Below are 23,571 nucleotides of genomic sequence, written 5' to 3' on the forward strand. Positions count from 1 at the left end.
CGCGGAACGAAGCGTTGTTGTCGCCAGGCTGGCGACCCTCCTGATGGCCGCGGCCGGCGTCGCGACGAAGGAGACGAGCGATGATGGGCAATGATCTCCTTCCAGCCACGGTGCTGAAGCGCAAAGCTGTGGTCTACGTTCGACAGTCGACCCCCGGTCAGGTCCAGAACAACCTGGAGAGTCAGCGGCGACAATATGAACTTGTCGATGTCGCGCGCCGCTGGGGTTTCCGTGACGTCGATGTGATCGACGATGACCTTGGTCGTACCGCCAGCGGTGCTGTAGACCGCCCTGGTTTCGAACGACTGGTCAGCGGCCTGTGCACGGGCAAAATTGGCGCAGTGCTCTGTCTCGACGCATCGCGCCTTTCTCGCAATGGTCGGGATTGGCACCATCTCCTGGAACTGTGCGGCCTGGTTGAAGCGCGCGTCATAGATCTCGACGGGGTGTACGATCCCTGTCGGCCGAACGATCGATTGTTGTTGGGCATGAAGGGCAGTATCAGCGAGTTTGAGCTCGGCATTTTGCGAACGCGCATGCTTGACGCGGCTCGCGCCAAAGCGCGGCGGGGGGAACTGCGCCTCAGTGTTCCGATCGGCTATATCTGGCATCGTGAATACGGTCTGGGGCTTGATCCTGATCTTCGGGTACAGCAGGCGATCCGCCTCATCTTTTCGCGCTTCCGCGAGCTTGGCAGCGCCCGTCAGGTGCTGATTTCGCTGACGGCTGATAATTTCCATTTTCCCCGTCCTTCTGACGGGCGCAAAACGGTGTCCTTCGACTGGGTGCCGGTTCGCTATCGAAGTGTTATTTCGATCCTGAAGAACCCATTCTACGCCGGGGTCTACGTCTATGGTAAAAGCGAGAAGCGAACGGAGATTGTCGATGGCAGGGCTCGCAAAAGCTACGGCCACGACAAGCCCTTTGGAACGTGGGAAGTGCTGCTCCAGGATCATCATGAAGGCTATATCGATTGGAGTGAGTTTGAGAGGAACCAGAGCCATATCGCCGTCAATGCCTTTGGACAGAAAGGCGGCATCAAGTCGGGTCGTGGCGGCCGGGCGCTGCTTGCGGGCCTGCTCACGTGCGGCCGATGTGGAAGGCGGTTGGGCGTTGTCTATTCGGGCCGGCCTCCGGGTCATCCCTATTACCGCTGCGAACGTATCAACCAGATGCTGGCCAAGCCACGATGCATGACTTTTGGCGCATCTCGCATCGACCCTGCCATCGGCAAAGAGATATTGAGGGCCGTGACGCCAATGGCGATCGAGGCCGCAATGGAAGCTGACCGTGCGCATCGGGATAATCTGGAAGAACGACACCGTATGGTGGAGCTGGACTTGCAGCAAGCCCGATACGAGGCATCTCTCGCTGAACGTCGCTATGCCGCTTGCGACCCCGACAACCGGCTGATCGCTGCCCAACTTGAGAAGAGCTGGGAGGCAACGCTCAGGCGCGTGGAAGCCTGTGAAGCGGGTTTGGCCCAAGCGCGACAAATCGATCTTGTCACCCCAGTTCCCGATTTTGCTGGCATTGCCACCGACCTGGAGGCTGCCTGGCGCGCACCTGACGTCGATATGCGTTGTCGTCAGCAGCTCCTTCGCACCCTCGTGTCTGATATCATCGCTGACGTCGATGAAGAACAACGTGAAGTCATTTTGACGATCCACTGGAGGGGTGGGCAACACTCCCAGCTGCGTATTCGCAAACCCAAAGCGGGCGAACATGGCCAGAGTACTCCGGAGGCAGCCCTTGCCGTCATGCGGTCTATGGCTACCCGCTGGTCCGACGCAAACATTGCCGCCACTCTCAACCGGATGGGAATGCAGACCGGACAAGGCAAAACCTGGACGGCGCGCCGTGTCGGGGCACTGCGCACGGTCCATAAAATCCACGGCTACCGATCCGCCGAAAAGAATGGCGAATGGCTCACGCTGACCGAAGCTGCCAAAAAGCTTGGAGTTACAGCCCATCGTGTCCGTCGACTGATCAAGGAGGGCGTGCTCCCTACCGAGCAGGTTGTTCCGGATGCGCCGCACCAAATACGAGCCACTGACCTGGAAAAGGATCAAGTAACCCAGTTTCCGCGTCACAGGGGCCCGTGTCGCATCAAAATGGAAAACCAAAAGTCCCTGTTTCCAGACGTTTGAGGAGGAGGTGCAGTATGAATCGGTCGTTGTAAATCCACGAATGGCCCGCTCCGCGATCAGGTTGTCGGGCTCGAGCTGGCCATCGTAGAGGAAGCGATTGAACGCGCGCCATCGTCTGGTGCCATAGGCGAAGGCCTTCGCGATATCGGCATGGCGCGACAAACCGTTGCCCTGGCGCGTGAGCTGTCGTCGCAGCGCGCGGACCAGTGGTCGGGTCCGACTTCGTCGTGCGGCCAATCGCTCGGCGGGCGGGAGCCCCCGTATCTCTTCCTCGATCCGGTAGATCGCCTGGATACCGGCCATCGCCGTCGTGCTGAGCTCGGTCGGCTGGCTGTCGTGAACGTCGAATATCTTGCGACGCAGATGGGCCAGGCAGGCAGCTTCTCGAATGGCACCGCCCTTGTAGATCTGGTTATAGCCGCTGAAACCGTCGGCCTGGAGCGTGCCGGTAAATCCGGCGAGCTCGGTCATTACGCTCTCGCCGGCGCGGCCCATGGTGGCGCGATACCAGGCGATCGGCGGCTCCTTCGAACCCGAGTTGCGGTCGTCGGCGACGTAAACCCAGAGCGCGCCCTTATGCGTCTTGCCGGTGCTGGGCGCCAGGATCGGAAGCCGCGTGTCGTCGGTGTGAATCTTGCTGCGGGTACGGCCGATCTCACGGATGCGATTGTAGATCGGATCGAGCAAGGCGGCGGCGTAGCCGGCGCTGCGCGCAAGCGTGGATCGCTCGATATCGACGCCCTTGGCGGCCATCATCTGGGCCTGACGGTAGAACGGCAGATGATAACCCCACTTGGCCATCATGATATGGGCGAGCGCGGCATAGCTGAGCTTGCCGCGTGCAATGGCCTTGGCTGGTGCGGGCGCCTGGATGATTTTATCGCAGGTCCGGCAGCTGTACTTGGGTCGAATGGTCTCCATCCCCTGCCAGGCCTGGGCAACCAGATCGAGCATCTCGTCGCTATCTTCGCCCATGGCGCGCAGATCGCCGCCGCAGCCCGGGCAACATGCGCAAGACGGCTCGCGAACGATGCGCTTGCGCGGCAGGTTGGGATTGAGCTTACGCAACGGCAACACCCGGACCTTGTCGGTGTCAGCAACGATGGGCAGCTCGAGATCGGGCACGCTGGCGGCGAAATCGGTCTCGAGATCTTCGAGTTCGAGCCGCATCTGGCCCAGCTTCTCGGAGGAGCGGCCGAAGGCCTTGCGGTTGAAGCGATCGATCCGCAGCTGCAGGCGCTGGATGCGAAGCGCGGCCTCGGCGCGCTCTCTTCGAAGCTGCTCATCGCGTTCGGCGATGGTGATGTCACGGGCAGAAACGGCCGCCTCCAGAAGGGCGATCCGAGCGAAGAAATCAGCGGTTGAGGGAGCTTGTTCCGACACCCAAAACCTATACCCGAAAGACCCTCGTCACGGAAGAAGAATCAACACAAAATCAATAAGAAACATCAAAATCAGCCAGCCAAACGCGGTCGATAAATCTTGCTCGGCCGGCGCCAATCGATCCCGTCCAAAAGCAGCGAAAGCTGCGCCTTGGTGAGCGACACGGCGACCTGATCCTTGGTGGTTGGCCAGGCAAAACAACCATCGGTCAGCCGTTTTGTAAAAAGGCAGAACCCCTGGTCGTCATGCGCCAGAATCTTGATGATATGACCCTTGTGTCCACGGAAGCAGAAGATCGCGCCGGTGTGCGGGTCGAGCGCGAGCACCTGCTGCACCATCCGCGCCAGGCTGTTGATCCCGCGACGCATGTCGGTCGCGCCGCAGCAAAGGTAAATCCGGTCGGTCGGCACCACCGTGATCACCTGGTCAACTCCGACAGGACGATACGCAGCGCCGTCGGATCGATGGTCCCGTCGATCCGCAATCGCGCGCCATTCGGAAAGGCCACGACGATCCTGCCGGCCGGGTCCGGGCAATCGGCGACCGGACGCTCGACCTCGGGCAGATCGTTCACTTCGATCCGTGCGAAAGTTGCCATCGCCTGATCGGTATCGAGCTCGCCGCCGGCCATCTGCTTGCGCCAGGCATAGAGCTGGGATGGAGCTACGCCGAACGCTTCCGCGACCTCCGTCACCGACGACCCCGCCGCGCTCGCCAGGTCGACCAACGCGCGCTTCTCGGTGCAACTCCATAGCCTCCGTTGCCGCGAGCGCCCGGGCATCGTTGCACGATCTTCGGCCGCCGCGGCACCGCTTAACTCGGCGACCAGATCGCCCCTTGCATGTTCCAATGTCATGGCCCGAAAACTCCATGTTCATCGGCCTATTGCAAGGTGCCTTCGCGCACCGCTTACCCTACAAACAACTTCACAGAATCTTTGCGAGCGCAAATCGCTGACAATGGTACGTTCACCCTAAGTCTGAGGTCGGGCAGCTAGGCACCTAGTGTCGCGTCGCGGTGATTATGACTCTTTGAGAGATGGCGTGGGATAGGATTTTGCCATTCTCGCTCGGGCCTGCTGTGTGGAGAACATCCAGCGGATGCGGGCGCCACTTTCGGTGCGGCGGCGTTCCCAGGTCCGGATCTCTGTTTCAAGGAGGTCGCGGCTAGCGATGCGGCGATCAAGACATTGGCGGCGCATGACGCCGATTTCGATCTCGACGATGTTGAGCCAACTGGCGTGCCTGGTGTGTAGTGGAACTCCAGGCGTCGCAAGATCCGACGCGCCTCGACTGCTGGAAAGGTCTGATAGACAGCGGAGGCGGTGTGGGTTGATAGGTTATCCATCACGACGCGGACCTTGTCGGCGCCGGGATAGTCCACGTCGACCAGGTCGCGCATCGGCGAAGTCCTCGTTGGCGCGCCGGTCGGTGACCTTGACCTTGCGCCACGACCGGTTGGCGTCGACCATGACAAAGAGGTTGGCCGTGCCGTTACGCTTGTACTCGGAGTCGTAGCGGTATCGCTTTCCGGGTTTCGGCACGATGGGCACGCGCACCTCGCCGATGAGCTGGATCGGACTTTCATCGAAGCAGACCACCGGTCGCTTGGGATCATGCGGCTCGGCATAGAGATCGAGGAGATCCTCCATGCGGGCGATGTACTCCCCATCGATATTGGCGATGCACCACATCTTCTGTTGCCAGGGCTTCAGATCGTTGTCGTTCAACCGCCGGCGGACGGTGTCGCGTGAGACGCTCGGGTGTTCGATCACTTCGACCAGGGCGTTGGCCAGAAGCTTCAAAGTCCACCGGGCGCATCCCTGCGGCGGATCAGAACAGGCCAGCGCCACCAGTTGCACCTCCTGCTTGCCGCTCAGTTTGCGAGCCGCCCCCGGACGCGGCCCTTCACTGAGGGCGGCCTCCAGGCTGATCTCCACAAAGCGCTTCTTGGTGCGGTAGATGGTCGAGTCGCTGGTCTGCACCGAGATGGCGATGGCCTCGTCGGCGACCCCGGCGTCGGCGGCCAGCAGGATCTGCATCCGCTTGAGCCGCCGCACCGGCAGTTTACCCCCGCTCACCAAGGCACGCAGCTCGTCTCGTTCGGATTGGCTGAGTTCGACCCGATATCGTATGTTCATTCCCAAAGCCCTTCTTGGTGGAAGAGCCGTAGGTGAATCTACAATGAATCAATTGCTTGACCAAAAGACGCCGGCGCCGACAGAACGGTTCACCGCCAAACAGGGCCAGTACCTCGCCTTCATCTGGGCCTATTCGCAGATCAATCGCCGCGCTCCGGCGGAGGCGGACTTCCAGCGCTACTTCAGGGTCACCGCACCGTCAGTCCATCAGATGCTCAAGACCCTCAACCAACTCGACTTGATCGACAAGCAGCCCGGTGTCGCTCGCAGCATCCAGTTGCTCGTCCCGCCACAGGACCTGCCCGTTCTCGGCGTAGACTAACCCGTCATAATCACTGCGACGGTACACTAGCCGCCTTGATGCACGGCGATCGGCTTTCGGCGGCCTGCATCGGCGATGTGGCCGCTGTTGAGCGCTTTTCGGCGAGCCTCGTCGGGCGCCGGCGATGATCCGTCGTGATGGCAGGCGGGGTTTGCAGGTTGCGGTCGGCGGGTTCGTTTCGGGGCGCCTGCGCCCCATCGTTATGTCGCGAGTTGGGGGATGCGATCGAGGACGATGTGCGCATTTCGCTGATTGTGAGCAGCCGTTTCAGGCGATGGTGAGCGCTCGTTTCATTTGATCGTGAGCAGGTATTTCGCGCGATCATGAGCGGCCGTTTCGACCGACGTGTTCATTGATTCAGGTGTTTGAGGCGCCGTCAAGAGGGCGGGCGCGGGCACTGTGTTTTCGCATGCTTTCTCCGGTGAGTTGAAGGCGGTGAGCGTTGTGAACGAGGCGATCCAGAATCGCGTCACCGAGGGTGGGATCGCCTATGACGTCGTGCCAGAGTTCCACGGGAATTTGGCTCGTGACGATGGTCGATGCTCGGCCGTGGCGATCGTCGAGGATCTCCAGGAGGTCGCGCCGTTCGGACGCGTTGAGAACAGACAGGCCCCAGTCGTCGAGAAGGAGGAGTTGAACGCGCCCGAGCGTCTTGAGCAGGCGACCATAGCGTCCGTCACCTCGAGCCAGCGCGAGCGCCTCGAAGAGGCGCGGGACGCGATGATAGAGCACCGATCGATTGTCGCGGCAGGCTTTGTGGCCGAGCGCGCAGGCAATCCAACTCTTTCCCAAGCCGGTTGCGCCCGTGACCAGCAGATTCTCATGGCGATCGATCCAGTCGCCGGCGACGAGCCGGGCGAAGACGGCGCGGTCGATGCCGCGCGGGGTGCGCAAATCGACATCTTCCACGCACGCGCTCTGGCGCAGCGCGGCGAATTTGAGGCGTGTGGTGAGCCGTTTGGTGTCGCGCTCGGCGGCTTCGCGATCGACAAGAAGCCCGATGCGCTCCTCGAACGACAGGGCATCGAGATCCGGTGATCGTCGCTGCTCCTCGAAGGCCTTGGCCATTCCGGTCAAGCCGAGTGCGATCAGCCGTTCATGCGTGGGATGGGCGAGCATTGAGAACTCCTGGTTCAGTGGAAATAGCCCTGACCGCGGATGTTGCCGTGGCGCAGGGGTTGGTGGTCGGGCGTGTCGTCGAGGAAGGCCCGATCAAGGCCGTTCTTGAGGATCGAACGGATCGAGGCGACGGAGCGTGCCTTGATTAGGATGCCGCGTTGGCAGGCTGCATCGACGCGCGTGTGGCCGTAGCTCTTGGTCAGCGCCAGAATGCCGAGACAGGTGCGAAAGCCCTGTTCGGGGTGCGGCCGGTCAGCGATGACAGCCTGGAAGAAGGCGGCGGTGGCGGGACCGATCTTCTCGCCGGCCGCGATCAGTCCCCCCGGCGTCCACTTGCCGTAGCGGCGATGCGCGCTCGGCATGTGATCGGCAACGGTGGTGTGGCCGCGCCGGTTGGGCGCACGGGCGTGGCTGGCGATGCGCTGCCCCTTGTGGAATATCTCGACGGTGTTGTCGGCGATGCGCACATCGACGAGCTCGCGGATGAGGCGGTAGGGCGTGGAATACCAGTGCCCGTCGACCTCAACGTGATAGTCGGGCGCGACGCGGCAACGCTTCCAGCGCGCAAAGACGTATGGCTGGTCAGGCAGTTCTCCCAGCTTCGGCCTGTCGATCTCGGCGAAGAGCTCGGCGCGGCTGGAGCCGAAGCCGCGCATCTGGCGGGCGTTGAGTTCGGCGACGAGCAGACGGATGGCGGCGTTCAGCTCCGCCAGGAAAAAGAAGCGCTGGTTGCGCAGCCGCGCCAGGACCCAGCGCTGGGCAATTTGCACGGCGACCTCGACTTTTGCCTTATCCTTCGGGCGTCTCGGCCTGGCTGCGAGAACTGCGGTGCCGTAATGGCTCGCCATCTCCGCATAGGTCCGGTTGAGACCGGGGTCGTAGCGGTCGGGGTTGGTGACGGCGGCCCTGAGATTATCGTAGTTTTGTGTCCGACCCCATTATGTGGCTGGCAACGGGTTTGAGCCGGTATTTCGAAGGTGGGCCGCGGGCGAGAGGACACATAATGCGCTACAGCGAGTTGATCCAGTTGATGAGGGTTTTGTCATCCTTCCAGGCAAAACGTGGTCGGGGCACGTCTGTCGATGCCTGCCAGCACTTGCTCGACCTGTTCCCAACTGATCGATCGCGGAACACCAGCGTGCCGGTACGACTGCGGAAACTCGACAAGCGAACTGAGATCCTTGGCCAGAACCCCCTCACGATGGAGGTAGCGCAGAAAGACCCGTAGCACCCCGCATGCATTGCGCACCGTCGACCAGGAAACTCGTGGCGGAGCGTACTCGGCGATGAACCCGCTGAGCACGATTGGCGACAGCTTTGCGAGGTCGTCGACGCCGATGCGCTCAAGATAGGTTGCGAACTGACGCAAACTAATTTGGTACTGGTATATCGATCTCTGACGAAGCCCCTTCTCTTCGGTCAGGTACTTCAACAACCCCGGCGCCTGACGTTCGAAAGGGTTATCCGGCTTATGGAGACGACCCAGGCCAAAATAGCCGGGGACCGCCAGCTTGAGCATCTGGCGGATGGGATTGCGTACTTCATTGCCGATCTGCTTGCGTCGCCGGCCCGAGCGTCGTCTAGCACGCTCACCAATCCACGCCTGCACGAAAGGCTCGACGTGATCAGGTAGGTTCTTAACTTCGCTGGCTCCGTGAGCTTTTGCGAACTCGCCGAAACTCACCACGATGGGAATCCGGCGGGACACGCTGCGATCCGTATAGCGGCGTTCTGCCATCCAGCCGACGTATTGTTCGACTGTGGAGGCGATCCAGGACTCGTGAATGCGATCGATAGTAGCGGGGCGGATGTAGTACTTCTCAAGCATGACAATCTCCTAAGGGAACAACGAGATCACCATGCCATGAGCGCTCCGTTATGTTGCCGCTAGCTCAGCGATAAGGTTCGCAAATGTGGGTTTTAACTCCCGTTCGCCACATAATGGCGTTGGACACAAAACTACGATTTTGTTCCCGGGAACAAAATCGGGAACCACGAACTTCGGCACGCCATCTAGAAACCGGAACAGGTTGGCGTGAAGGCCGATCCAGTCGGGCAGGCTCTCGCTCGGGCACGCCTCGGCGTAGGTATAGTTCGAGGCGCCCATCGCTGCGACGAACAGCTTCATGGGACGCGCTTCGCCGGTGATGGGGTCGAAGATGTCGATGGTATCGCCAGCGAAATCGACAAACACCTTCTCGCCGCCCAGGTGCGTCTGGCGCATCGTCGGGCGCGCGCGCCCTTTCCAGGCCTCGAAGGTCGTGCAAAACCAGGTATAGCCAAAGCCGTCTGGATTGGCGGCACGATACTCCTCCCACAGCAGCACCCGCGTGACGCTGCGGCGGCGCAACTCCTTCTCCACATAGCTCCAATCGGGCACCAGCCGCGGGGGGCTTTGCGACGCCGCCTTCGGTGCCGGAAAGAGAAGGAGCTCAAGGCCTTCGTCATCCATCCCTTCAGGCAGCGGCCAGCTCAGCCCCGCAAGACGGGCACGCCGCAGGTAGCCATGCACGACGCCATTGCTCACCCCGAGCGTGCGCGCGATGACGCGTTCGGTCAGGCCCTGGACATGCCTTAGACGTAAAACTTCTCTGATCCGGCGCATCGACAATCTCTGGGTTGGCATCAGGCTTCCTCGTTGCATTGACGAGGCAACCTGTAGCCCGGTTGAGATGTCGGCCGAAGCGTCCACAACCTGCGAGGAGGCTGCTCACGATCGTCTGAAATCGCTGCTCACGATCCCGCGAAATGCGTGCTCACGATGCGGTGAAATCCGTGCTCACGATCGACTGAAATACGCAACGATGCGCAGAATACGCTGGTCGGGGCAGGATGTCGGCAGGTGCAGGCGGATTTGCGTTTTCATCTCGACCACCCGCGCGGCGATTTTGATGAGGCGAAATCGCAGCGTGTCGAATTGGGCGACGGCAAAGCTCGAGCGTTTCGGCATCGCAGCGCGCAGGCCCCACATTAGCCAGTAGGCGCCGGCATGCAGGAAGAGCCGGAACTGGTTGGCCGTCGCTCTTGTGCAGGATGTGCGGTCGGCGGCAAGATGCGTCTTCCAGGACTTGATGTGGTTCTCGGCCGCGCCGCGCCGGCAGTAGAGGTCCTCGTAGAGCGCCTTGGCCTTGCCACTGGCCAGATTGGTGACGATGAAGCGGGTGTCGGCTCCTTTGGCGCCGACCTCGACCCGCGCGATGATGCGCTCGACGCGGCTCCAACTGGCGGCGCCGTCAAAGAACTCCTTGAAGCGGCGGACCTTGTTCGATTTCGCCGACGCCTCAAAACGCGCCAGCGTGGTGGCTTCCAGATGCGCGACATGCTCGCGCAGCGTCGTGGTGGGCGCCACGCCGAGGATGAAGTCTACACCGTTGGCGCGGCACCAGTCGATGACCTGCGGACCGCAGTAGTGGCTGTCGGCCCGGATCAGGATCCGTGTGGTCGGCCAATTGCTCCGGATCGCCCGCACGAGGCGGCGCAGGTGGGGGCAGATCTCAGCCCCGCTCGGCCGCCTGGCCGGTCGCAGGATCGCGCTGACGAACCGGCCATCGCCATCGAACACCACGATCGGCTGGAAGCCGTATTCGTCGTAATACGCGTTGAACAGGCGCAATTGCTGGCCGCCATGTACGGCGTCAAAGGAAACATCTCCAGACTGCCCATCACCAGGACCTTCCCGCCTCGGCAACGATCATGCGGGAGGGCCACGCCTTTGAAGGGCGGCCTCTGGCCGTAATCAGCCGCCTCAAACGCCGCGGCGAGCCAACGCTGCTTTTAGAATTGCCGGACGGCAGCCGGACCTACATTCCCGTCGCGTGGACGGATCTCGGGGGCCTGGGGGGTGATTCCACAGCCTCGCCGGCTAATCACTCCAGCATTGGGCGGCTTTCAGACCTTCTGCATCTGCGCTTTCTGACCGACGCTCTTCTTGAACGGCGCGGCGAGTCGCCGCCCGATGACACGGAGGAGCGACATGCAACTGAAGCTGAGATTCGCCGAGGAAGACCGCAAGCGGCCTCCCGACCCACCCACCTGGGAGACGCTGGACGCCGAGGCGCGGGCGGAGGCGTTGCGCCGGCTCGCCCTCGTGATCGCGCGCATGCTGACAGTGAGGGAGGCCGGTCATGACTGAACACAGCAAAATCGCCGCCGGTCACCAGGCCCGGCTGGCTGTCGTCTACCTGCGCCAGTCGAGCGCCTCACAGGTGGAGAACAACCGTGAATCGACCGAGCGGCAATACGCGCTCTCCGGTCGGGCGCGCGAGCTGGGTTGGCCGGACGAGCGTGTCCTGGTCATCGACAGGACCTTGGCCTGTCCGGCTCCGGCAGCGTCATGCGCGCCGGCTTTGCGCGGCTGACCAGCGAGGTGGCGCTGGCCCGGGTCGGCATCGTGCTTGGCCTGGAGGTTTCGCGGCTGGCGCGCAACAATGCCGACTGGCACCGGCTGATCGAGTTGGCCGGGCTGACCGATACGCTGATTGGCGATGCCGACGGGATCTACCACCCGGCTCTGTTCAACGATAGGCTTTTGCTCGGGTTGAAAGGCGCCATGAGCGAGGCCGAATTGCACGTCCTGCGCGCCCGCCTCAATGGCGGCATCCGCAACAAGGCAGCGCGCGGTGAATTGCGCCGCGGCCTACCGATCGGCTTCGTCTGGGGCGAGGCGGACGGCGAGATCCTGATCCATCCCGACGAGGCCGTCGCCCATGCCATCCGCACCGTCTTTGCCCGCTTTGCCGAGCTCGGCTCGGCGCGCCGCGTGTGGCTGTGGTTCCGCGAGCAAGGGATGAAGTTCCCGCTGTGGCTTAATGCACGCACCGAGCTGCGCTGGGGCGAGGCCAGCTACCACGCGATTCACAGTGTGCTTGGCAATCCAGTCTATGCCGGCGCCTATGTCTATGGCAAGTATCGCCGAGAGACGGTGCTCGACGAAACCGGCGCGCGGTGCAAGCGGATACGCAAGCTGCCGATGGAAGACTGGCAAGTGCTGATCAAGGACCACCACCAGGGCTATATCGATTGGCCCACCTTCGAGGCCAATCGAGAGCGCATGGCGGCCAACACCCAACCCCGGACGCACGCCAAGGCGCAGGAACAGGCCGGTGGCGCCGCCAGAGAGGGTGGCGCCCTGCTGCAGGGCATTGCCCGCTGCGGCCACTGCGGGCGACGGCTGCACACCCATTATCGCGGCCGCACCGTGACGCCGGGCTACCATTGTCCCGGCAAGGTGGTCGTCGAGGGCAGAGGCGTCCATTGCCTCAATGTTGGCGGCGGGCAGATCGATGAAGCCGTGGTGGCGGCCTTCCTGGAGGCGCTGGAGCCGGTGCGCCTGACCGCCACGCTCGAAGCGGCCGAGCGGCTGGAGAACGATCGCGAGGCAGCACTCAAGCATTGGCGGCTCGACGTGGAGCGCGCCGCCTTCGCCGTCAACCGCGCCGAGCGCCGCTATTGCGCCGTCGATCCCGACAATCGCCTGGTCGCCCGCAGGCTCGAGCAGGAGTGGGAGGAGGCGTTGCGCGCACTGGAGGCGGCAAAGGCGGAACTGGCGCGGCGCGAGGAGCAGCGTCCGCGCGTCCTGTCGGCCACGGAGCGGGAAACGCTGCTTGCCCTCGGGGCCGATCTGGCGAGCGTTTGGTACGCGCCCACCACCACGCCGCGTGACCGCAAGGAATTGCTGCGCACGCTCCTCGATGAGGTCACCCTCCATGTCGATCGCGACGAGGCAGCGGCGCTTCTCGTCTTGCGCTGGAAGGGCAACGCTACGAGTCGCCTCACCGTCGCCTTGCCGCGCTCGCGGCCGGCGACGGTTCGTACCGACGAGGACACGCTGGCGCTGCTGCGGCGGCTGGCACCGCATTATCCCGACGCGGTCATTGCCGGCGTCCTCAACCGCCAGGGCCGCCGAACGGCGTACGGCCACCGGTTTGACGACGCGTCGGCTATCTGCGTAAGCACTGGAAGATTCCCGCCTGCAAGGCCAAGCCACCAGCCGCCGACGGCGACATCGTCACCGTCCGTCAGGCCGCTGCCGCGCTCGGCGTGGCGCCATCGACGCTCCACCGCCATGTCAACGACGGCCTCATCCCGGGCGAACAGGTGACACCCGGTGCGCCATGGCGCATTCGCCTGACCGCCGAACTAAAGGCCCGATTCCTGGCCACGCCTGGCGAAGGCTTTGAGCCCATCCGCGACGCCATGGAGAACCTCGGCCTGTCGCGCCAGGTCGTGTTGCAGCGAGTAAAACGCGGCGAACTCGAATCCGTCCATGTCGTGCGTGGACAGAGAAAAGGCCTATGGATCAAGACGATAGACAAAAATCCCAGCCTCTTCGAACAGATACCGTGAACCAGGGGGTATTATGACAATGGATCCAAAGTATCGTCGATGTCGAGCACAATCCGCTTCGGCACCTGCCGGAAGGAAGCGCAATAGAGATCGACCATCGCCCGCCCCATCGCGACCAGCTCCCGCACGCCGGGCAGGTTCTCCAGCCGGCAGATCGTCGACTGGGAGGCCAGATCCCGACCCGACGGCAGCGCATCCTGGGCCATCTTGAAGACCGGATCGGAGCGCAGCCGGTTGGCGTCATTGCCATCCTCATAGCCGGCGGCGATCATCTTCATGCGAAAGCCGATCATATCTGAAAAGCTGTGGATGACCTGGTCCGGGGAGCGCGGATCGTCGATGCACCGCGCCAGACGCTCGGCGACACGCAGCCGCTTTTCCACCTCGGCCAGAGCCAGAACGCCACTGTTCGAGGATAGCATCCCCCCGTCGAAACGGGCGACGACAGACTTGCTGCGAACAGATGACAAACCCGTCAGCGGCAGCGTAGGATCATTCATGGCGGGTGTGGTCTCCGGAACATGGCGCGGATCGGCCTAAGCAACCAAATCCTACGTCATTTCAACGGTTTGCTCCACATCCGCCAACCTGCCATGAATTTTCCGGGCTAACTGATCGGGTAAATCCGGAAATCCGAAGTTGTATAAGGTTACACGTGATCGCTAAAAATTTGAAGTTACTGAGCCTTGGGACGAAGCCGGCGTGCATACCTCTCGCAGCCTCCGATGTTTCCATCGTACTTGATGTCCTCAATCATGTCGGAGGATCCAACGATCACGTCGATTTTGCAGTGATCGTCGTAGATCTCGGTTGCTGTGCCTTGGGTCTCGACGTAGATCGGCTCCCCGTTCACATAGGCCGTGCCCGAATTAAACGTTGGAACAGTGTATGAGCCGGCGTCCCGGGTTACCCACGTGAAAACACGCTTATGGGCTATCATGCTCTCCGCATCGGGAAAGCTGAGAACGCGAAACGCCTCTTGATACGGTTGACCTCGTAACGATGTTAGGCCTGCATCCATATTTTCCATCGTGTGGCACCCATACAAAATCGACAGCGCGACTGACCCAATGGTCCAGAGCGAGGCGATGGCAGTTGCTTGGGCCAAACGTTTCAAATTCGAGTACATGCTGATCTCGCTCCCATTCTGATTCTTGTTCTCCGCAGACCGGATAGATGACTATCGGGATGGCCCGCGCCGTCAGCGTCTGCGCGGCTGCCACTGCGTGAAGGCTGAGTGGACCATTAACGCAAGAAACTGCATGACGCTCACCGCTCATTCTATCGTCCAACGTTTGCGTATCATCCGACGCAGTAATCGTGCCAAAGGAATGAAGCTTTCAATTACAACGTGCCGCAAACTGCACGGGGAATGTGATGGTGCGCTGCGACGCGGCAACGGAAACGGAAACGGAACGAGTTCTCGTTCGCATTAGCGTGACGCAACTCGCATCCGGCCGGTTTGTCGGTAGCCTGCACAGCATTCATGTGACACGGTGAGGGCACCTGTTAAGCCGAACTCCGGTTAGTTCACAATCTGCGCGTTCAGATAGAGGCGGCAACGTGAATTTTCCATCCTGCACGCATTCTGACTCGCCGCCTCAGTTACCGAATTGTGACATCTTATCCAAGATCCACTCGCGCTCAGACGACACGCGCGTATACACACCGTACTTCAGCGGCTTTCCGCAACCGTCCCCAGTCGATACAATTCCAACCAAGATGGCGTCCTCTGGGCTATTGCCTTTGGTTAGAGGACCTCCACTGTCCCCTTGGCAAGCATCGGTCCCGCCGCTGATGCTTCCGGCGCACATCATCCCAGGAAAGATCCCCCCAGCATATGAGTCCGGACCATTGCACGTTTCGTTCTCTACGTACGGGACGGTGCCCTTTAGGAGCTGGTCTGATGGTTCTCCACCGTCTGACGATTCTCCAACGTCTAACGTATTTCCCCAACCCGACACGGTAAGTCCCTCGCCAATAGCAATTTGCGTACTGGAGGTAGCAAGGGGGATGATTGCTGCGGGTTGCGTACTGTCCACTCGCACCAGCGCCACGTCATGTTCACATGTGTCCCGGTTATATTCTTCGTGAACAAAAAAACTCTTTGCGTAGAACGAAACGCCATCATGGTAATCTGTAGCGCCTACCTTGACCTCGACCTTCACGTCGTCTTTTTCATCCGCTAAACAGTGCGCCGCTGTGACGATCCATCGCTCTGCGATCACAGATCCACCGCACACGAAGTTCCCCTTAATAAGGAGTGCGACCTGCCAAGGATGCTCTTCGATCGTGGTCGGCTTGCCGTCCACGATTTTCTCTCCAAAAGCAATCGTGGGCTTCAGCGGTAAGTCCGGATCCCGGCACGTAACAGCATGGGCGTGTTGTCCACCAAAAAGGATAGCGAGCGCGCAGAGGGTATGACGGGAGATTGGTAGCATCGGTTCCTCGTACTATTTTGCTTGACATAACGGCCGCCTGTCGTGGGGGCCAACCAGGTTGAAATAGCTAAAATACGCCCTCCTGCCTGCCAATCTCATTTGCTAGGTAGCAACCCCTCATCTCGGGTGTAGCCCCCATGTTCTTGCCTGAGATCAGGCGGGCTGTGTCGATCGGATCGGAATTGGCACTGACGCGGGAGCCCCCGCATCCACTCGTCTCAATGCGCCAAAGCACCATGCTTGATTTGTTCCAGCCACTCGCTTCGGTCGTTTGTTTCAAAGACGCTTGATCTCGATACCGTATTTCCTCAGCACGTAGCCAATCTGGCGCGGCGTCAGTCCAAGCAGGCGTACCGCCTTCGCTTGGACCCAGCCACATCTTTCCATGGCTGCGATGACACGTTCGGCATCGGTCGTTCTCGCACCATTTAAGTGCACGTCCGCACGCGGCCCCAGCGGGGCGATGGCCTCCCCGGCGTCGCGCAACAGAGGCCGAATTCGATCTGCGCGGCAGTGCACTCGTGCCCCGCCACCAGCATGCCCGCCGCCAGGCCGATCGCCTCTTCCTCGGTCGCCTTGCCCTGGTCGACCGCCGCGAGCAGATCCGTCAGCAGGTTGTCGCCCGGATCCTGGCGCTTGTCCCGCATCTTGCCGCGAATGTAGGCGCGCAGTTCTTCCCAGGCCAGGCCAGGCCAGGCCAGGCCAGGCGAGGCCAGGCCAGGCGCGACGCGCTGCGCGGGCCGCTTTCATGCTCGTGCGTCATCACCTCGTCGGACAGCCCGGCGAAAAAGGCGTGATCCTCGTAGAGTACGCCCATCAGCGCGCTGATGACCATGGCCGGAAGCGGAAAGGAGAGGTGGCGCCGCAGGTCGGCGGGCTGGGGCTGGGCCGCCAGCGTCTCGAACAACTGCGCGGCGATCGCCTCGACCTGCTGCGCGAGCAGCTTCACCCTGCGGTTGCTGAAGGCCGGCGCCACGATCATGCGTAACCGGGCATGCTCGCCCCCCTCGTGCGAGACCAGCCACCCCGGCGAACCGAGAATCACCGAATCCGGGCTGAATGCCGCCGGCGGCATTCCCGCGGGCCGGAACGCCGCGTCGGACAGCACCGCCTTGGCCTCGTCGTAGCCTGTCACCCACCAGCCTTCGTGCCCGGACGGGAAGCGCACGCGGTGGATCGGACCGTTGGCGCGTAGCGCCAACTTCTCGGTCGAGGGCTCGATGTGATCGACGCGCCATATCGGCAGCGTCGGCAAGGGTTGTTCGGACATGGTGGCAGTTCACTCTCTAAGCGATGGAAGGGGGAGAAGGAAGGCAAATGGGTCCTGGGCTCATCCTTTGCCCCCCGGCGGGCCGACCACCATAATGGCGGGCTCGGCCGAAAGCAGCTTCTTCGCCGCCGCCCTGACCTGGTCGAGCGTCACCTGCTCGATGAGGGCCGGGCGCCGCTGGATGTAGTCGGTGCCGAGATTGTCTAGCTGCAATCCGACAAGCGTGGCTGAAATCGAGCTGGAGGAACCCAGATTGTTGATGGCATAGGCACCGATCAGATACTTCTTGCTCGCTTCGAGCTCGGCCGATGTTGGGCCTGTGTCCACCAGCTCCTTGATTACTTGTCTTATCAGGTCGAGCGTCTCGGCCGCCCTGTCGGCGCGCGTCGATGTCGTCACGACAAGCGTGTTGGAATGCTGGTAGCCTTCCAAGCTAGAGGGGACACCGTAGGCAAGGCCGCGCTTTTCGCGCACTTCCTGGAAAAGACGTGAGGTAAATGGCGAGCCTCCGAGTATATTGTTTATCAGCTGCGCGGCATAGAATTCCGGGTCGCTGCGTCCGATGCCGGGAAAAGCCAGCTGGAGCGAAGTCTGGGGCAATGCGGATTTGACCAACGTCCACCCGCCGAGCTTCGGGGTGACATCAGATACGGGGGCGAGCGCCTGCTTCTGAGGCAAATCGCCGAACAACTGGTCGAGCCTTGCGCTCAGGGCTTTGGCATCAATGTCGCCGACGACCGCCACGTGCAGCCCGTCACGACCGAAAGCGGTCTTGTGGAAGGCGCTTAGATCGGCGGGCGTTATGCGGGCGAGGCTTTGCTTGGTGCCCTCGTCTGGCCTCGAATACGGATGCGTGCCGTAGAGTCTGCGCAGCCAGGCAAGCTCGGCGATCGCTTGAGGTTCGCGCTCGTTGGCAATGATTTCGGAGAGAAGCTGGGCGCGAATACGCTCGACCGGCTCCTGATCGAAGCGGGGCCTGTTCAACGCGAGTCTGATGAGATCGAAAGCGGCGTCCTGGTGCTCGGAAAGCATGCGCATCGAGCCATGGATGCCGTCACGTCGCGCGTCGAAGCTCATCTCGGCGCCGGCATCGTCGAGCTGCACCTGAAAGGTATCGCTGTCGTAACTGCCGGCGCCCTCGTCGAGCAAGCCGGTCATCAAATTGGCAAGCCCCTCCTTACCGGCCGGGTCCTGGGTGGTGCCGCCGTCGAAGACCAAATCCATGGTGACGATCGGCAGCGTATGGTCTTCAACCAACCAGGCGGTGATCCCCTTTTCAGATTTCACCTCCTGGATATTCATCGCCGCATGGGCCCTGAGCGCCGGCAGGATGAGGAAGAGGATGGCGAGAATGACGATGACCAGCGGGGTGGCGAAGCGCGCGACGCTGCCTTGTGCCGCTGAAAGCGGAAAAGGCAGGGCTTGTGCAAAGGCGGCACGGTGTTGGTTCATCGTCACATCAATTCTCCGTATTGGGCAAGAGAGGCAAGAGATAGCCGGTGGTCGAATGGTCGGACACGAGATAGCGGGCGGCAACGGCCTTGACCTGATCGGCGGTGACCTTGCGGATGCGGTCCGGCCGTTCCTCGACGTCTTTCAGATTGCCGCCGGTGGCAAGCGTGGAGCCATACATGCTGGCGATGGAGTCCTGCTGGTCGTGGGCGAAGATTACTGAGCGGACATAGCGGTCTTTCGCCTTGTCCAGCTCGTCGCTGGTGACGCCGTCCCTGGCGATGCGGGCGATCTCGGCGTCGACCGCGGCCTCGATGTCGGCAAGCTTGGCGTCGCCCCGCGGCGAGCCGTGAATGCTGAAGTAGCTAGCATCCAGCATGGTGCCCTCGAAATGGGCGCCGGCCTCGGCGGCAATGCCCTGTTTCACTACCAACTGCTGGTACAGCCGGCTGCGGGTGCCGCCGCCGAGGATTTCGGCCAGCAGGTCGAGCGCCTCGGCCTCGCCGCGCTCAGCGGTGCGATAGGACGGCACCACCCAATGCGTCGAAAAGTTCGGCACCGACACGCGCGCGTCGGTCAGCGTCACCGTGCGCTTAGTGTTCTGCCCCGGCTCGACCGGACGGATGCGGGTTAGACCAGGAGCCGCCGGCACCGTTCCATACGTCTTCTCGGCCAGAGCCTTTACCGTCTCCGGCGCGACGTCCCCGGCCACCACCAGCACGGCGTTGTTGGGCGTGTAATATTTGTCGTAGAAGGCCCTGGCGTCGGTCCAGTCCAGCTTCTCCATCTCCTGCATCCAGCCGATGACAGGTATTCGGTAGGGCTGGTTCTGCCAGAGCGTGGCGTCGACCGCCTCGCCCAGCACCGCCTGGGGATCGTTGTCGATGCGCGAGCGGCGCTCCTCGATGATCACGTCGCGCTCGGTCTTGATATCATCGTCGGTGATGCTGAGGTTGAACATGCGGTCGGCCTCGAAGCTCATCATCTGCTCCAACGCGGGAGGCGCCACCGTCTCATAGAAGGCGGTATAGTCCTGAGAGGTGAAGGCGTTGTGCGAGCCGCCGATCTCGGCCACCGCGCGGTCGAACTCGCCGGCGGCATGGTTGATCGTCGCCGCCTTGAACATCAGATGCTCGACGAAATGCGCGATGCCGGATTTGCCGGGCGGCTCGTCGGCGCTGCCGATCTTGTACCAGACCATATGGGTGACGATCGGCGCGCGGTTATCGGGGATGACGACCACTTCCATGCCGTTGTCGAGCAGGAAATTCGTTGCCTTGATGTCGTCGTTGGCCGCTAAAACCGGAGCGGTGGTCACAAACGCCAGCGCGGTCGCAAAAAGTGTCCCGCGCAGGCAGCCAAACCGAAGGGTTACTGATGGCTTCTCTTTTCGTGACCGGCCGATGGGCAAGGTTTGAGTCAAAGTGAGTTGTCCTTATTTTTGAAGGTGCTGCATGCTCATCGCCCTTAGTGGGACAAAGTGGCTCGTGGGCAGCCCCGGGCCAGATGGGCCATCAGCATGTTGCCAGGTCTGACTCGAGCGTTTTTGAGTGCATCTGGGAAACGTGAGGTGGCATTTTTTGTTGGGTGATCATGGGACGGCTTCTCCTTGGTCCGTGACGTGTTTGCCGATGATCCGGCGTCGTTTGCCATTTGGCGATCGTGCAACGCCGGACGGTATTGATAAGGTCTCCTAGTTCATAAGATCTCCTGACTGGTTGTCCCCACAACAACCCTTCTTGCAGAGCTAGCTGACAGTAGCCTGAAAGCTACGAGCGAGTTGCGCGACAGCGATCTTGAGTGGCCTCAAGGGTAAGCGCGTAGGCATCCCCACGTAGCGTGCAGGCGGTTGATCGCTCATTTTCAGCATGAATCATGCGGAGAATCCTATGAGCGACAATATGAGCCATCATCGAACATTCGAGATTTTGACGGCGGAGCCTGTGCCGTCCCGACGCAAGCCGCGCCATCGGTCGGACGAAGAGAAGGCACGGCTTGTCGCCGAAGCGTTCTCGCCAGGGGGGCAATGTCTCGGCGGTTGCGCGTTCCGAGGGGCTGGACCCCTCGCAGCTCTATGCGTGGCGCCGCAAGGCGCTTTCGTCGGGCATGGTTGCGCCACTGACGGAGGGAGCGAGCAAGCCGGCGAAGTTCACGCGCTTTGAAGCGGTGGGCAGCGACACGGTGGAAATCGTCATTGGCGACGCAGTGGTGCGCGCCGGCGGCGATGTCGATCCCGATCGCCTGGCGAGGATCATCCGCGCGGTTCGTAAGGCATGATCGCTTCCGGTGTGGTGGTTTACGTGTCGTGCCAGCCGGTCGACTTCCGCAAGGGCGCGGCATCTTTGATGGCGCTGGTCAGGGATGGCGGCCTGACCCATTCTCGGGGGCACTTCACGTATTCCGTTCGAAGCGTGCGGACCGGGTTCGCATCGTGTGGTGGGACGGCAGCGGGGTTTGTCTTTATTCGAAGACTCTGGAAGATCACAGCTTCTGCTGGCCGGGGATATCGGCCGCGCGCATGCGTCTCGACCACGCCCAGTTGATGGCGCTTCTGGCCGGACTGGACTGGAAAAAGATTCGTCCGGCCAGGGTCAGGCGGCCGTTATCGACGGGCTGAAACCGGCCTGCGGCAAGATGAATCATGCGGCTGGAACGGTTGGGAAAGCGGCTGTTTTTGTGCTCTGTTGCTTGCCATGGTTCTACCGGGTCTTGCCCTTCCCGACGACGTTGATGCGCTGAAGGCGATGATCCTTTCCATGGCTCGCGAGCAGGCTGCAAGCGAGGCCCGGATCGCAGTCGCCGACGCTCGGATCGCAGCATCTGAGGCGGAGGTCGCCCGGCTGAAAGCTGTCGAGAAAAGCGCCAGCGAGCGGATCGCCAATCTCACGTCAATCCTGAAAGTTTTGCAGCGCACGCAACATGGCACGCGTTCCGAGCGGCTACGCCTGGCCATCGACGACGAGCAGGCCTCCTTTGCCTTCGAAGAGGTCGAGACCGGCCTTTCGGAAATCCGGAGCGAACTCGACCGCGCGGTCGGGAACAAGCCGAAGCGCGCCCCGCGTCCGCGCAAGGGCTTTGCTGCCCACCTCGAACGCATCGAGGAGGTCGTCGAGCCGGAAATCCCGGCCGTGTGGCGCGACAATTTGGGGTTCTTCCGCATATTTGGTGCACGCCGGGATTCACGGGCGGTGCGAATGAGTCCATAGAGTCGGAATCGCAGTCGACGCCGGTGATTCGCCCGTGCTCCATGCTGCTCGCTGGTCTCGCCCGAGCTTTCGATTGTCCAAATTCTCCCACAGGCCGACACGGTGGTGCTTGTAGCCCGGCCGAAGGCGACAGAATCGTGCTGTCCCTCCTGCGGCTGCCGAACCGGCCGCGTCCACAGCCACTACATGCGCCGGGTGGCTGATCTGCCGTGGCAGGGACGGGTTGTCGAAATCCGGCTTCACGCCAGGCGGTTCCGCTGCGCCGATCCGCGATGCCGTCAGCGGATCTTTACGGAACGATTGCCGGAAACGGTGCAGCCGAAAGCAAGACGCACCGCCCGCCTCGGCGAGAGCCAGTTGGTAATCGGCTTCGCGGCCGGCGGTGAACCCGGCTCGCGCCTGTCGCGCAAACTCGCCATGCCGGTGAGCGGCGACACGCTGTTGCGGATGATCCGCGCGGCCGGGTTCGAGCCGCCGGAAGCGCCGCGGGTGGTTGGCATCGACGACTGGGCCTGGCGCAGAGGACAGCGCTACGGAACGATCATCTGCGATCTGGAGCGCAACCGCGTCCTCGATCTGTTGCCCGACCGAAATGCCAACACGGTCGCGTCATGGCTGAAACGTTATCCGGGCATCGAAGTCATCGCTCGCGATCGCGCCGGCATTTATGCTGACGGCGCCCGTCGTGGTGCTCCCCATGCAACGCAGGTCGCCGACCGCTGGCATCTTCTCCAGAACCTGGGCGAAGCGTTGCGTCTGGCCCTCGGCCGCCATCGCAAAGCGGTCAGTGCCGCCGGAAAGGCGATGATGGCCGAGATGAGTGGCGATGCCGACGCCAATCCGGAACCATCAGTGGAGACTTCCCCGAAGCTTGATGGCCTGCGCCGGTCGTGCCGCAACCAGCGCAGTGAACTCTATGCTGAAGTCCTTGATTTGCGGACGACCGGCATGTCGCCGCGACAGATCGCGCCCCGGACCGGCATGAGCGTGAGAACGGTCGAGCGCTGGCTTGCAGCGGGCGGGGAGCCCGAGCACCGGCGGCCGCCCGCGCGCTCGGTTTTCATAGATCCTTTCCAGGAGTATCTCGAAGGACGCTGGCAGGAAGGCCAACGCAACGGGTTGCACCTGTGGAGCGAAATCAAGCGCCGCGGCTTTGCAGGCAGCAGGGCGACCGTCTACAGGTGGACCGCCGCCCGCCAGCAGTGCTCATCGACCGCTCCGCCAAATGCGCGATGGCGGCCGCCGTCGCGCCGAAACTGTGCATGGCTGCTGAGGGAAGACCCGACTTTGCTCGATCAGCAGACCGAACAATTCTTGGGCCATCTCTATGACTGCGCGCCGGAGCTCTTGAAGGCGGGTGACCTGGCCCGACGTTTCGCTGCACTGATACGCGGCGACGACGATGCCAGCCTCGAGCAATGGATTGAGGACGCCACGGACAGCGAACTGGCTTCACTTGCAGCAGGCATCGGCCGTGACATTGCGGCTGTTCGGGCCGCAATCACCCAGCCCTGGAGCACCAGTCCCGTCGAGAGACAGATTAACCGTCTCAAGACCATCAAGCGCCAGATGTATGGGCGCTCCGGGTAGTCAGTTGCGGTGCACGCGCACGGTCTGGCGGGACGGATTCACCGAGCAATTTCTGCTCGCAATGACCCCGAGCTGCCGATACCGCCTCGCCTGGATGGGGACGCCTGAGTTCGCCATGTCTTCTGGAGAGCCGGATGCGTAACGAAAGGCGCA

17 protein-coding genes and 9 pseudogenes are annotated in these 23,571 nt (G+C 62.0%); 10 read left to right on the forward strand and 16 right to left on the reverse strand.

Annotated features, from left to right (window positions below; genetic code table 11):
- Nucleotides 1-80 precede the first annotated feature (80 nt).
- The gene (locus AC0V8S_RS37225) at nucleotides 81-2,150 is read left to right on the forward strand and encodes a recombinase family protein (RefSeq protein ID WP_475438858.1); all 2,070 of its coding nucleotides are present in this window, start codon (nucleotides 81-83) and stop codon (nucleotides 2,148-2,150) included.
- 33 nt (nucleotides 2,151-2,183) lie between these two features.
- Here AC0V8S_RS37225 and tnpC read toward each other — a convergent pair.
- The 4 genes and pseudogenes from tnpC to AC0V8S_RS37245 all read right to left on the reverse strand — a co-directional run.
- Nucleotides 2,184-3,533: pseudogene (gene tnpC, locus AC0V8S_RS37230) on the reverse strand (IS66 family transposase); the annotation flags it as partial.
- Nucleotides 3,534-3,604: 71 nt separating this feature from the next.
- Nucleotides 3,605-3,955: an IS66 family insertion sequence element accessory protein TnpB gene (tnpB, locus tag AC0V8S_RS37235; RefSeq protein ID WP_475439150.1), complete on the reverse strand. Its 351-nt coding sequence runs from the start codon at nucleotides 3,953-3,955 to the stop codon at nucleotides 3,605-3,607.
- Nucleotides 3,952-4,389, reverse strand: a complete 438-nt coding sequence (gene tnpA, locus AC0V8S_RS37240) for an IS66-like element accessory protein TnpA (protein ID WP_475439151.1) — start codon at nucleotides 4,387-4,389, stop codon at nucleotides 3,952-3,954. Before tnpA ends, tnpB (AC0V8S_RS37235) begins: the two co-directional genes overlap by 4 nt.
- Before the next feature lie 165 nt (nucleotides 4,390-4,554).
- A pseudogene (locus AC0V8S_RS37245) lies at nucleotides 4,555-5,673 on the reverse strand (IS630 family transposase).
- Nucleotides 5,674-5,716: 43 nt separating this feature from the next.
- Between AC0V8S_RS37245 and AC0V8S_RS37250 the strand changes: the two are divergent.
- Nucleotides 5,717-5,995 carry a LexA family protein gene (locus AC0V8S_RS37250; protein ID WP_475439152.1) on the forward strand — a complete coding sequence of 93 codons (279 nt, stop codon included), beginning with the start codon at nucleotides 5,717-5,719 and terminating at the stop codon, nucleotides 5,993-5,995.
- Nucleotides 5,996-6,352: 357 nt separating this feature from the next.
- On the opposite strand, the gene istB is transcribed toward AC0V8S_RS37250, so the two are convergent.
- From istB to AC0V8S_RS37275, 5 genes and pseudogenes are all read right to left on the reverse strand, one after another.
- The gene (istB, locus tag AC0V8S_RS37255; protein ID WP_475434929.1) at nucleotides 6,353-7,114 is read right to left on the reverse strand and encodes an IS21-like element helper ATPase IstB; all 762 of its coding nucleotides are present in this window, start codon (nucleotides 7,112-7,114) and stop codon (nucleotides 6,353-6,355) included.
- A gap of 14 nt (nucleotides 7,115-7,128) precedes the next feature.
- Nucleotides 7,129-8,031: pseudogene (locus tag AC0V8S_RS37260) on the reverse strand (Mu transposase domain-containing protein); the annotation flags it as partial.
- Between the two features lie 125 nt (nucleotides 8,032-8,156).
- Nucleotides 8,157-8,942, reverse strand: a complete 786-nt coding sequence (locus AC0V8S_RS37265) for a tyrosine-type recombinase/integrase (RefSeq protein WP_475438779.1) — start codon at nucleotides 8,940-8,942, stop codon at nucleotides 8,157-8,159.
- A gap of 156 nt (nucleotides 8,943-9,098) precedes the next feature.
- A pseudogene (locus tag AC0V8S_RS37270) lies at nucleotides 9,099-9,740 on the reverse strand (sigma factor-like helix-turn-helix DNA-binding protein); the annotation flags it as partial.
- 153 nt (nucleotides 9,741-9,893) lie between these two features.
- Nucleotides 9,894-10,763: pseudogene (locus AC0V8S_RS37275) on the reverse strand (IS1380 family transposase); the annotation flags it as partial.
- A gap of 324 nt (nucleotides 10,764-11,087) precedes the next feature.
- Between AC0V8S_RS37275 and AC0V8S_RS37280 the strand changes: the two are divergent.
- From AC0V8S_RS37280 to AC0V8S_RS37295, 4 genes are read left to right on the forward strand one after another with little or no spacing between them, the layout of a single operon-like run.
- Complete coding sequence (locus AC0V8S_RS37280; protein ID WP_183454876.1) at nucleotides 11,088-11,246, forward strand: hypothetical protein; 159 nt, start codon at nucleotides 11,088-11,090, stop codon at nucleotides 11,244-11,246.
- A complete protein-coding gene (locus AC0V8S_RS37285) occupies nucleotides 11,239-11,472 on the forward strand; it encodes a hypothetical protein (protein WP_475438780.1) in 234 nt (77 codons plus the stop codon). The genes AC0V8S_RS37280 and AC0V8S_RS37285 overlap by 8 nt, the downstream gene beginning before the upstream one ends.
- Nucleotides 11,448-13,214 (forward strand): recombinase family protein, encoded by a 1,767-nt coding sequence (locus AC0V8S_RS37290; RefSeq protein ID WP_475438781.1) that lies wholly within the window; start codon nucleotides 11,448-11,450, stop codon nucleotides 13,212-13,214. The genes AC0V8S_RS37285 and AC0V8S_RS37290 overlap by 25 nt, the downstream gene beginning before the upstream one ends.
- The gene (locus AC0V8S_RS37295) at nucleotides 13,154-13,459 is read left to right on the forward strand and encodes a hypothetical protein (RefSeq protein WP_475438782.1); all 306 of its coding nucleotides are present in this window, start codon (nucleotides 13,154-13,156) and stop codon (nucleotides 13,457-13,459) included. Before AC0V8S_RS37290 ends, AC0V8S_RS37295 begins: the two co-directional genes overlap by 61 nt.
- Nucleotides 13,460-13,482: 23 nt before the next feature.
- Here AC0V8S_RS37295 and AC0V8S_RS37300 read toward each other — a convergent pair.
- The 7 genes and pseudogenes from AC0V8S_RS37300 to AC0V8S_RS37330 all read right to left on the reverse strand — a co-directional run.
- Nucleotides 13,483-13,959, reverse strand: a pseudogene (locus tag AC0V8S_RS37300) (transposase); the annotation flags it as partial.
- 176 nt (nucleotides 13,960-14,135) lie between these two features.
- Nucleotides 14,136-14,588 (reverse strand): hypothetical protein, encoded by a 453-nt coding sequence (locus AC0V8S_RS37305; protein WP_183455077.1) that lies wholly within the window; start codon nucleotides 14,586-14,588, stop codon nucleotides 14,136-14,138.
- 472 nt (nucleotides 14,589-15,060) lie between these two features.
- The gene (locus AC0V8S_RS37310) at nucleotides 15,061-15,771 is read right to left on the reverse strand and encodes a serine protease (protein WP_475438783.1); all 711 of its coding nucleotides are present in this window, start codon (nucleotides 15,769-15,771) and stop codon (nucleotides 15,061-15,063) included.
- A 405-nt stretch (nucleotides 15,772-16,176) separates the two neighbouring features.
- Nucleotides 16,177-16,332, reverse strand: a pseudogene (locus tag AC0V8S_RS37315) (helix-turn-helix domain-containing protein); the annotation flags it as partial.
- Nucleotides 16,333-16,388: 56 nt separating this feature from the next.
- Nucleotides 16,389-17,170: pseudogene (locus AC0V8S_RS37320) on the reverse strand (cytochrome P450); the annotation flags it as partial.
- A gap of 60 nt (nucleotides 17,171-17,230) precedes the next feature.
- Nucleotides 17,231-18,622: a M16 family metallopeptidase gene (locus AC0V8S_RS37325; protein WP_475439172.1), complete on the reverse strand. Its 1,392-nt coding sequence runs from the start codon at nucleotides 18,620-18,622 to the stop codon at nucleotides 17,231-17,233.
- Between the two features lie 7 nt (nucleotides 18,623-18,629).
- Nucleotides 18,630-19,949: a M16 family metallopeptidase gene (locus tag AC0V8S_RS37330; protein WP_413776962.1), complete on the reverse strand. Its 1,320-nt coding sequence runs from the start codon at nucleotides 19,947-19,949 to the stop codon at nucleotides 18,630-18,632.
- 668 nt (nucleotides 19,950-20,617) lie between these two features.
- Between AC0V8S_RS37330 and AC0V8S_RS37335 the strand changes: the two genes are divergently transcribed.
- From AC0V8S_RS37335 to AC0V8S_RS37350, 4 genes and pseudogenes are all read left to right on the forward strand, one after another.
- On the forward strand, nucleotides 20,618-20,899 hold the full coding sequence (locus AC0V8S_RS37335; RefSeq protein ID WP_475438784.1) for a transposase: 282 nt from the start codon (nucleotides 20,618-20,620) through the stop codon (nucleotides 20,897-20,899).
- Nucleotides 20,847-21,239 carry an IS66 family insertion sequence element accessory protein TnpB gene (gene tnpB / locus AC0V8S_RS37340; protein WP_413776951.1) on the forward strand — a complete coding sequence of 131 codons (393 nt, stop codon included), beginning with the start codon at nucleotides 20,847-20,849 and terminating at the stop codon, nucleotides 21,237-21,239. Before AC0V8S_RS37335 ends, tnpB (AC0V8S_RS37340) begins: the two co-directional genes overlap by 53 nt.
- Before the next feature lie 76 nt (nucleotides 21,240-21,315).
- Nucleotides 21,316-21,750, forward strand: a pseudogene (locus AC0V8S_RS37345) (transposase domain-containing protein); the annotation flags it as partial.
- Nucleotides 21,751-21,909: 159 nt separating this feature from the next.
- Nucleotides 21,910-23,418: an ISL3 family transposase gene (locus tag AC0V8S_RS37350; protein WP_413776963.1), complete on the forward strand. Its 1,509-nt coding sequence runs from the start codon at nucleotides 21,910-21,912 to the stop codon at nucleotides 23,416-23,418.
- Nucleotides 23,419-23,571: the final 153 nt, after the last annotated feature.

It is taken from the genome of Mesorhizobium oxytropidicola, assembly GCF_056174625.1.

Excerpts from the sequence above, each read along its gene's own strand:
- AC0V8S_RS37285 (WP_475438780.1), top strand. The coding sequence starts at position 11,239 with ATGACTGAACACAGCAAAATCGCCGCCGGTCACCAGGCCCGGCTGGCT.
- tnpB (WP_413776951.1), top strand. The coding sequence starts at position 20,847 with ATGTCGATCCCGATCGCCTGGCGAGGATCATCCGCGCGGTTCGTAAGG.
- tnpA (WP_475439151.1), bottom strand. The coding sequence starts at position 4,389 with ATGACATTGGAACATGCAAGGGGCGATCTGGTCGCCGAGTTAAGCGGT.
- AC0V8S_RS37290 (WP_475438781.1), top strand. The coding sequence starts at position 11,448 with ATGCGCGCCGGCTTTGCGCGGCTGACCAGCGAGGTGGCGCTGGCCCGG.
- AC0V8S_RS37280 (WP_183454876.1), top strand. The coding sequence starts at position 11,088 with ATGCAACTGAAGCTGAGATTCGCCGAGGAAGACCGCAAGCGGCCTCCC.
- AC0V8S_RS37305 (WP_183455077.1), bottom strand. The coding sequence starts at position 14,588 with ATGTACTCGAATTTGAAACGTTTGGCCCAAGCAACTGCCATCGCCTCG.
- AC0V8S_RS37250 (WP_475439152.1), top strand. The coding sequence starts at position 5,717 with ATGAATCAATTGCTTGACCAAAAGACGCCGGCGCCGACAGAACGGTTC.
- AC0V8S_RS37325 (WP_475439172.1), bottom strand. The coding sequence starts at position 18,622 with ATGAACCAACACCGTGCCGCCTTTGCACAAGCCCTGCCTTTTCCGCTT.
- istB (WP_475434929.1), bottom strand. The coding sequence starts at position 7,114 with ATGCTCGCCCATCCCACGCATGAACGGCTGATCGCACTCGGCTTGACC.
- AC0V8S_RS37225 (WP_475438858.1), top strand. The coding sequence starts at position 81 with ATGATGGGCAATGATCTCCTTCCAGCCACGGTGCTGAAGCGCAAAGCT.
- AC0V8S_RS37265 (WP_475438779.1), bottom strand. The coding sequence starts at position 8,942 with ATGCTTGAGAAGTACTACATCCGCCCCGCTACTATCGATCGCATTCAC.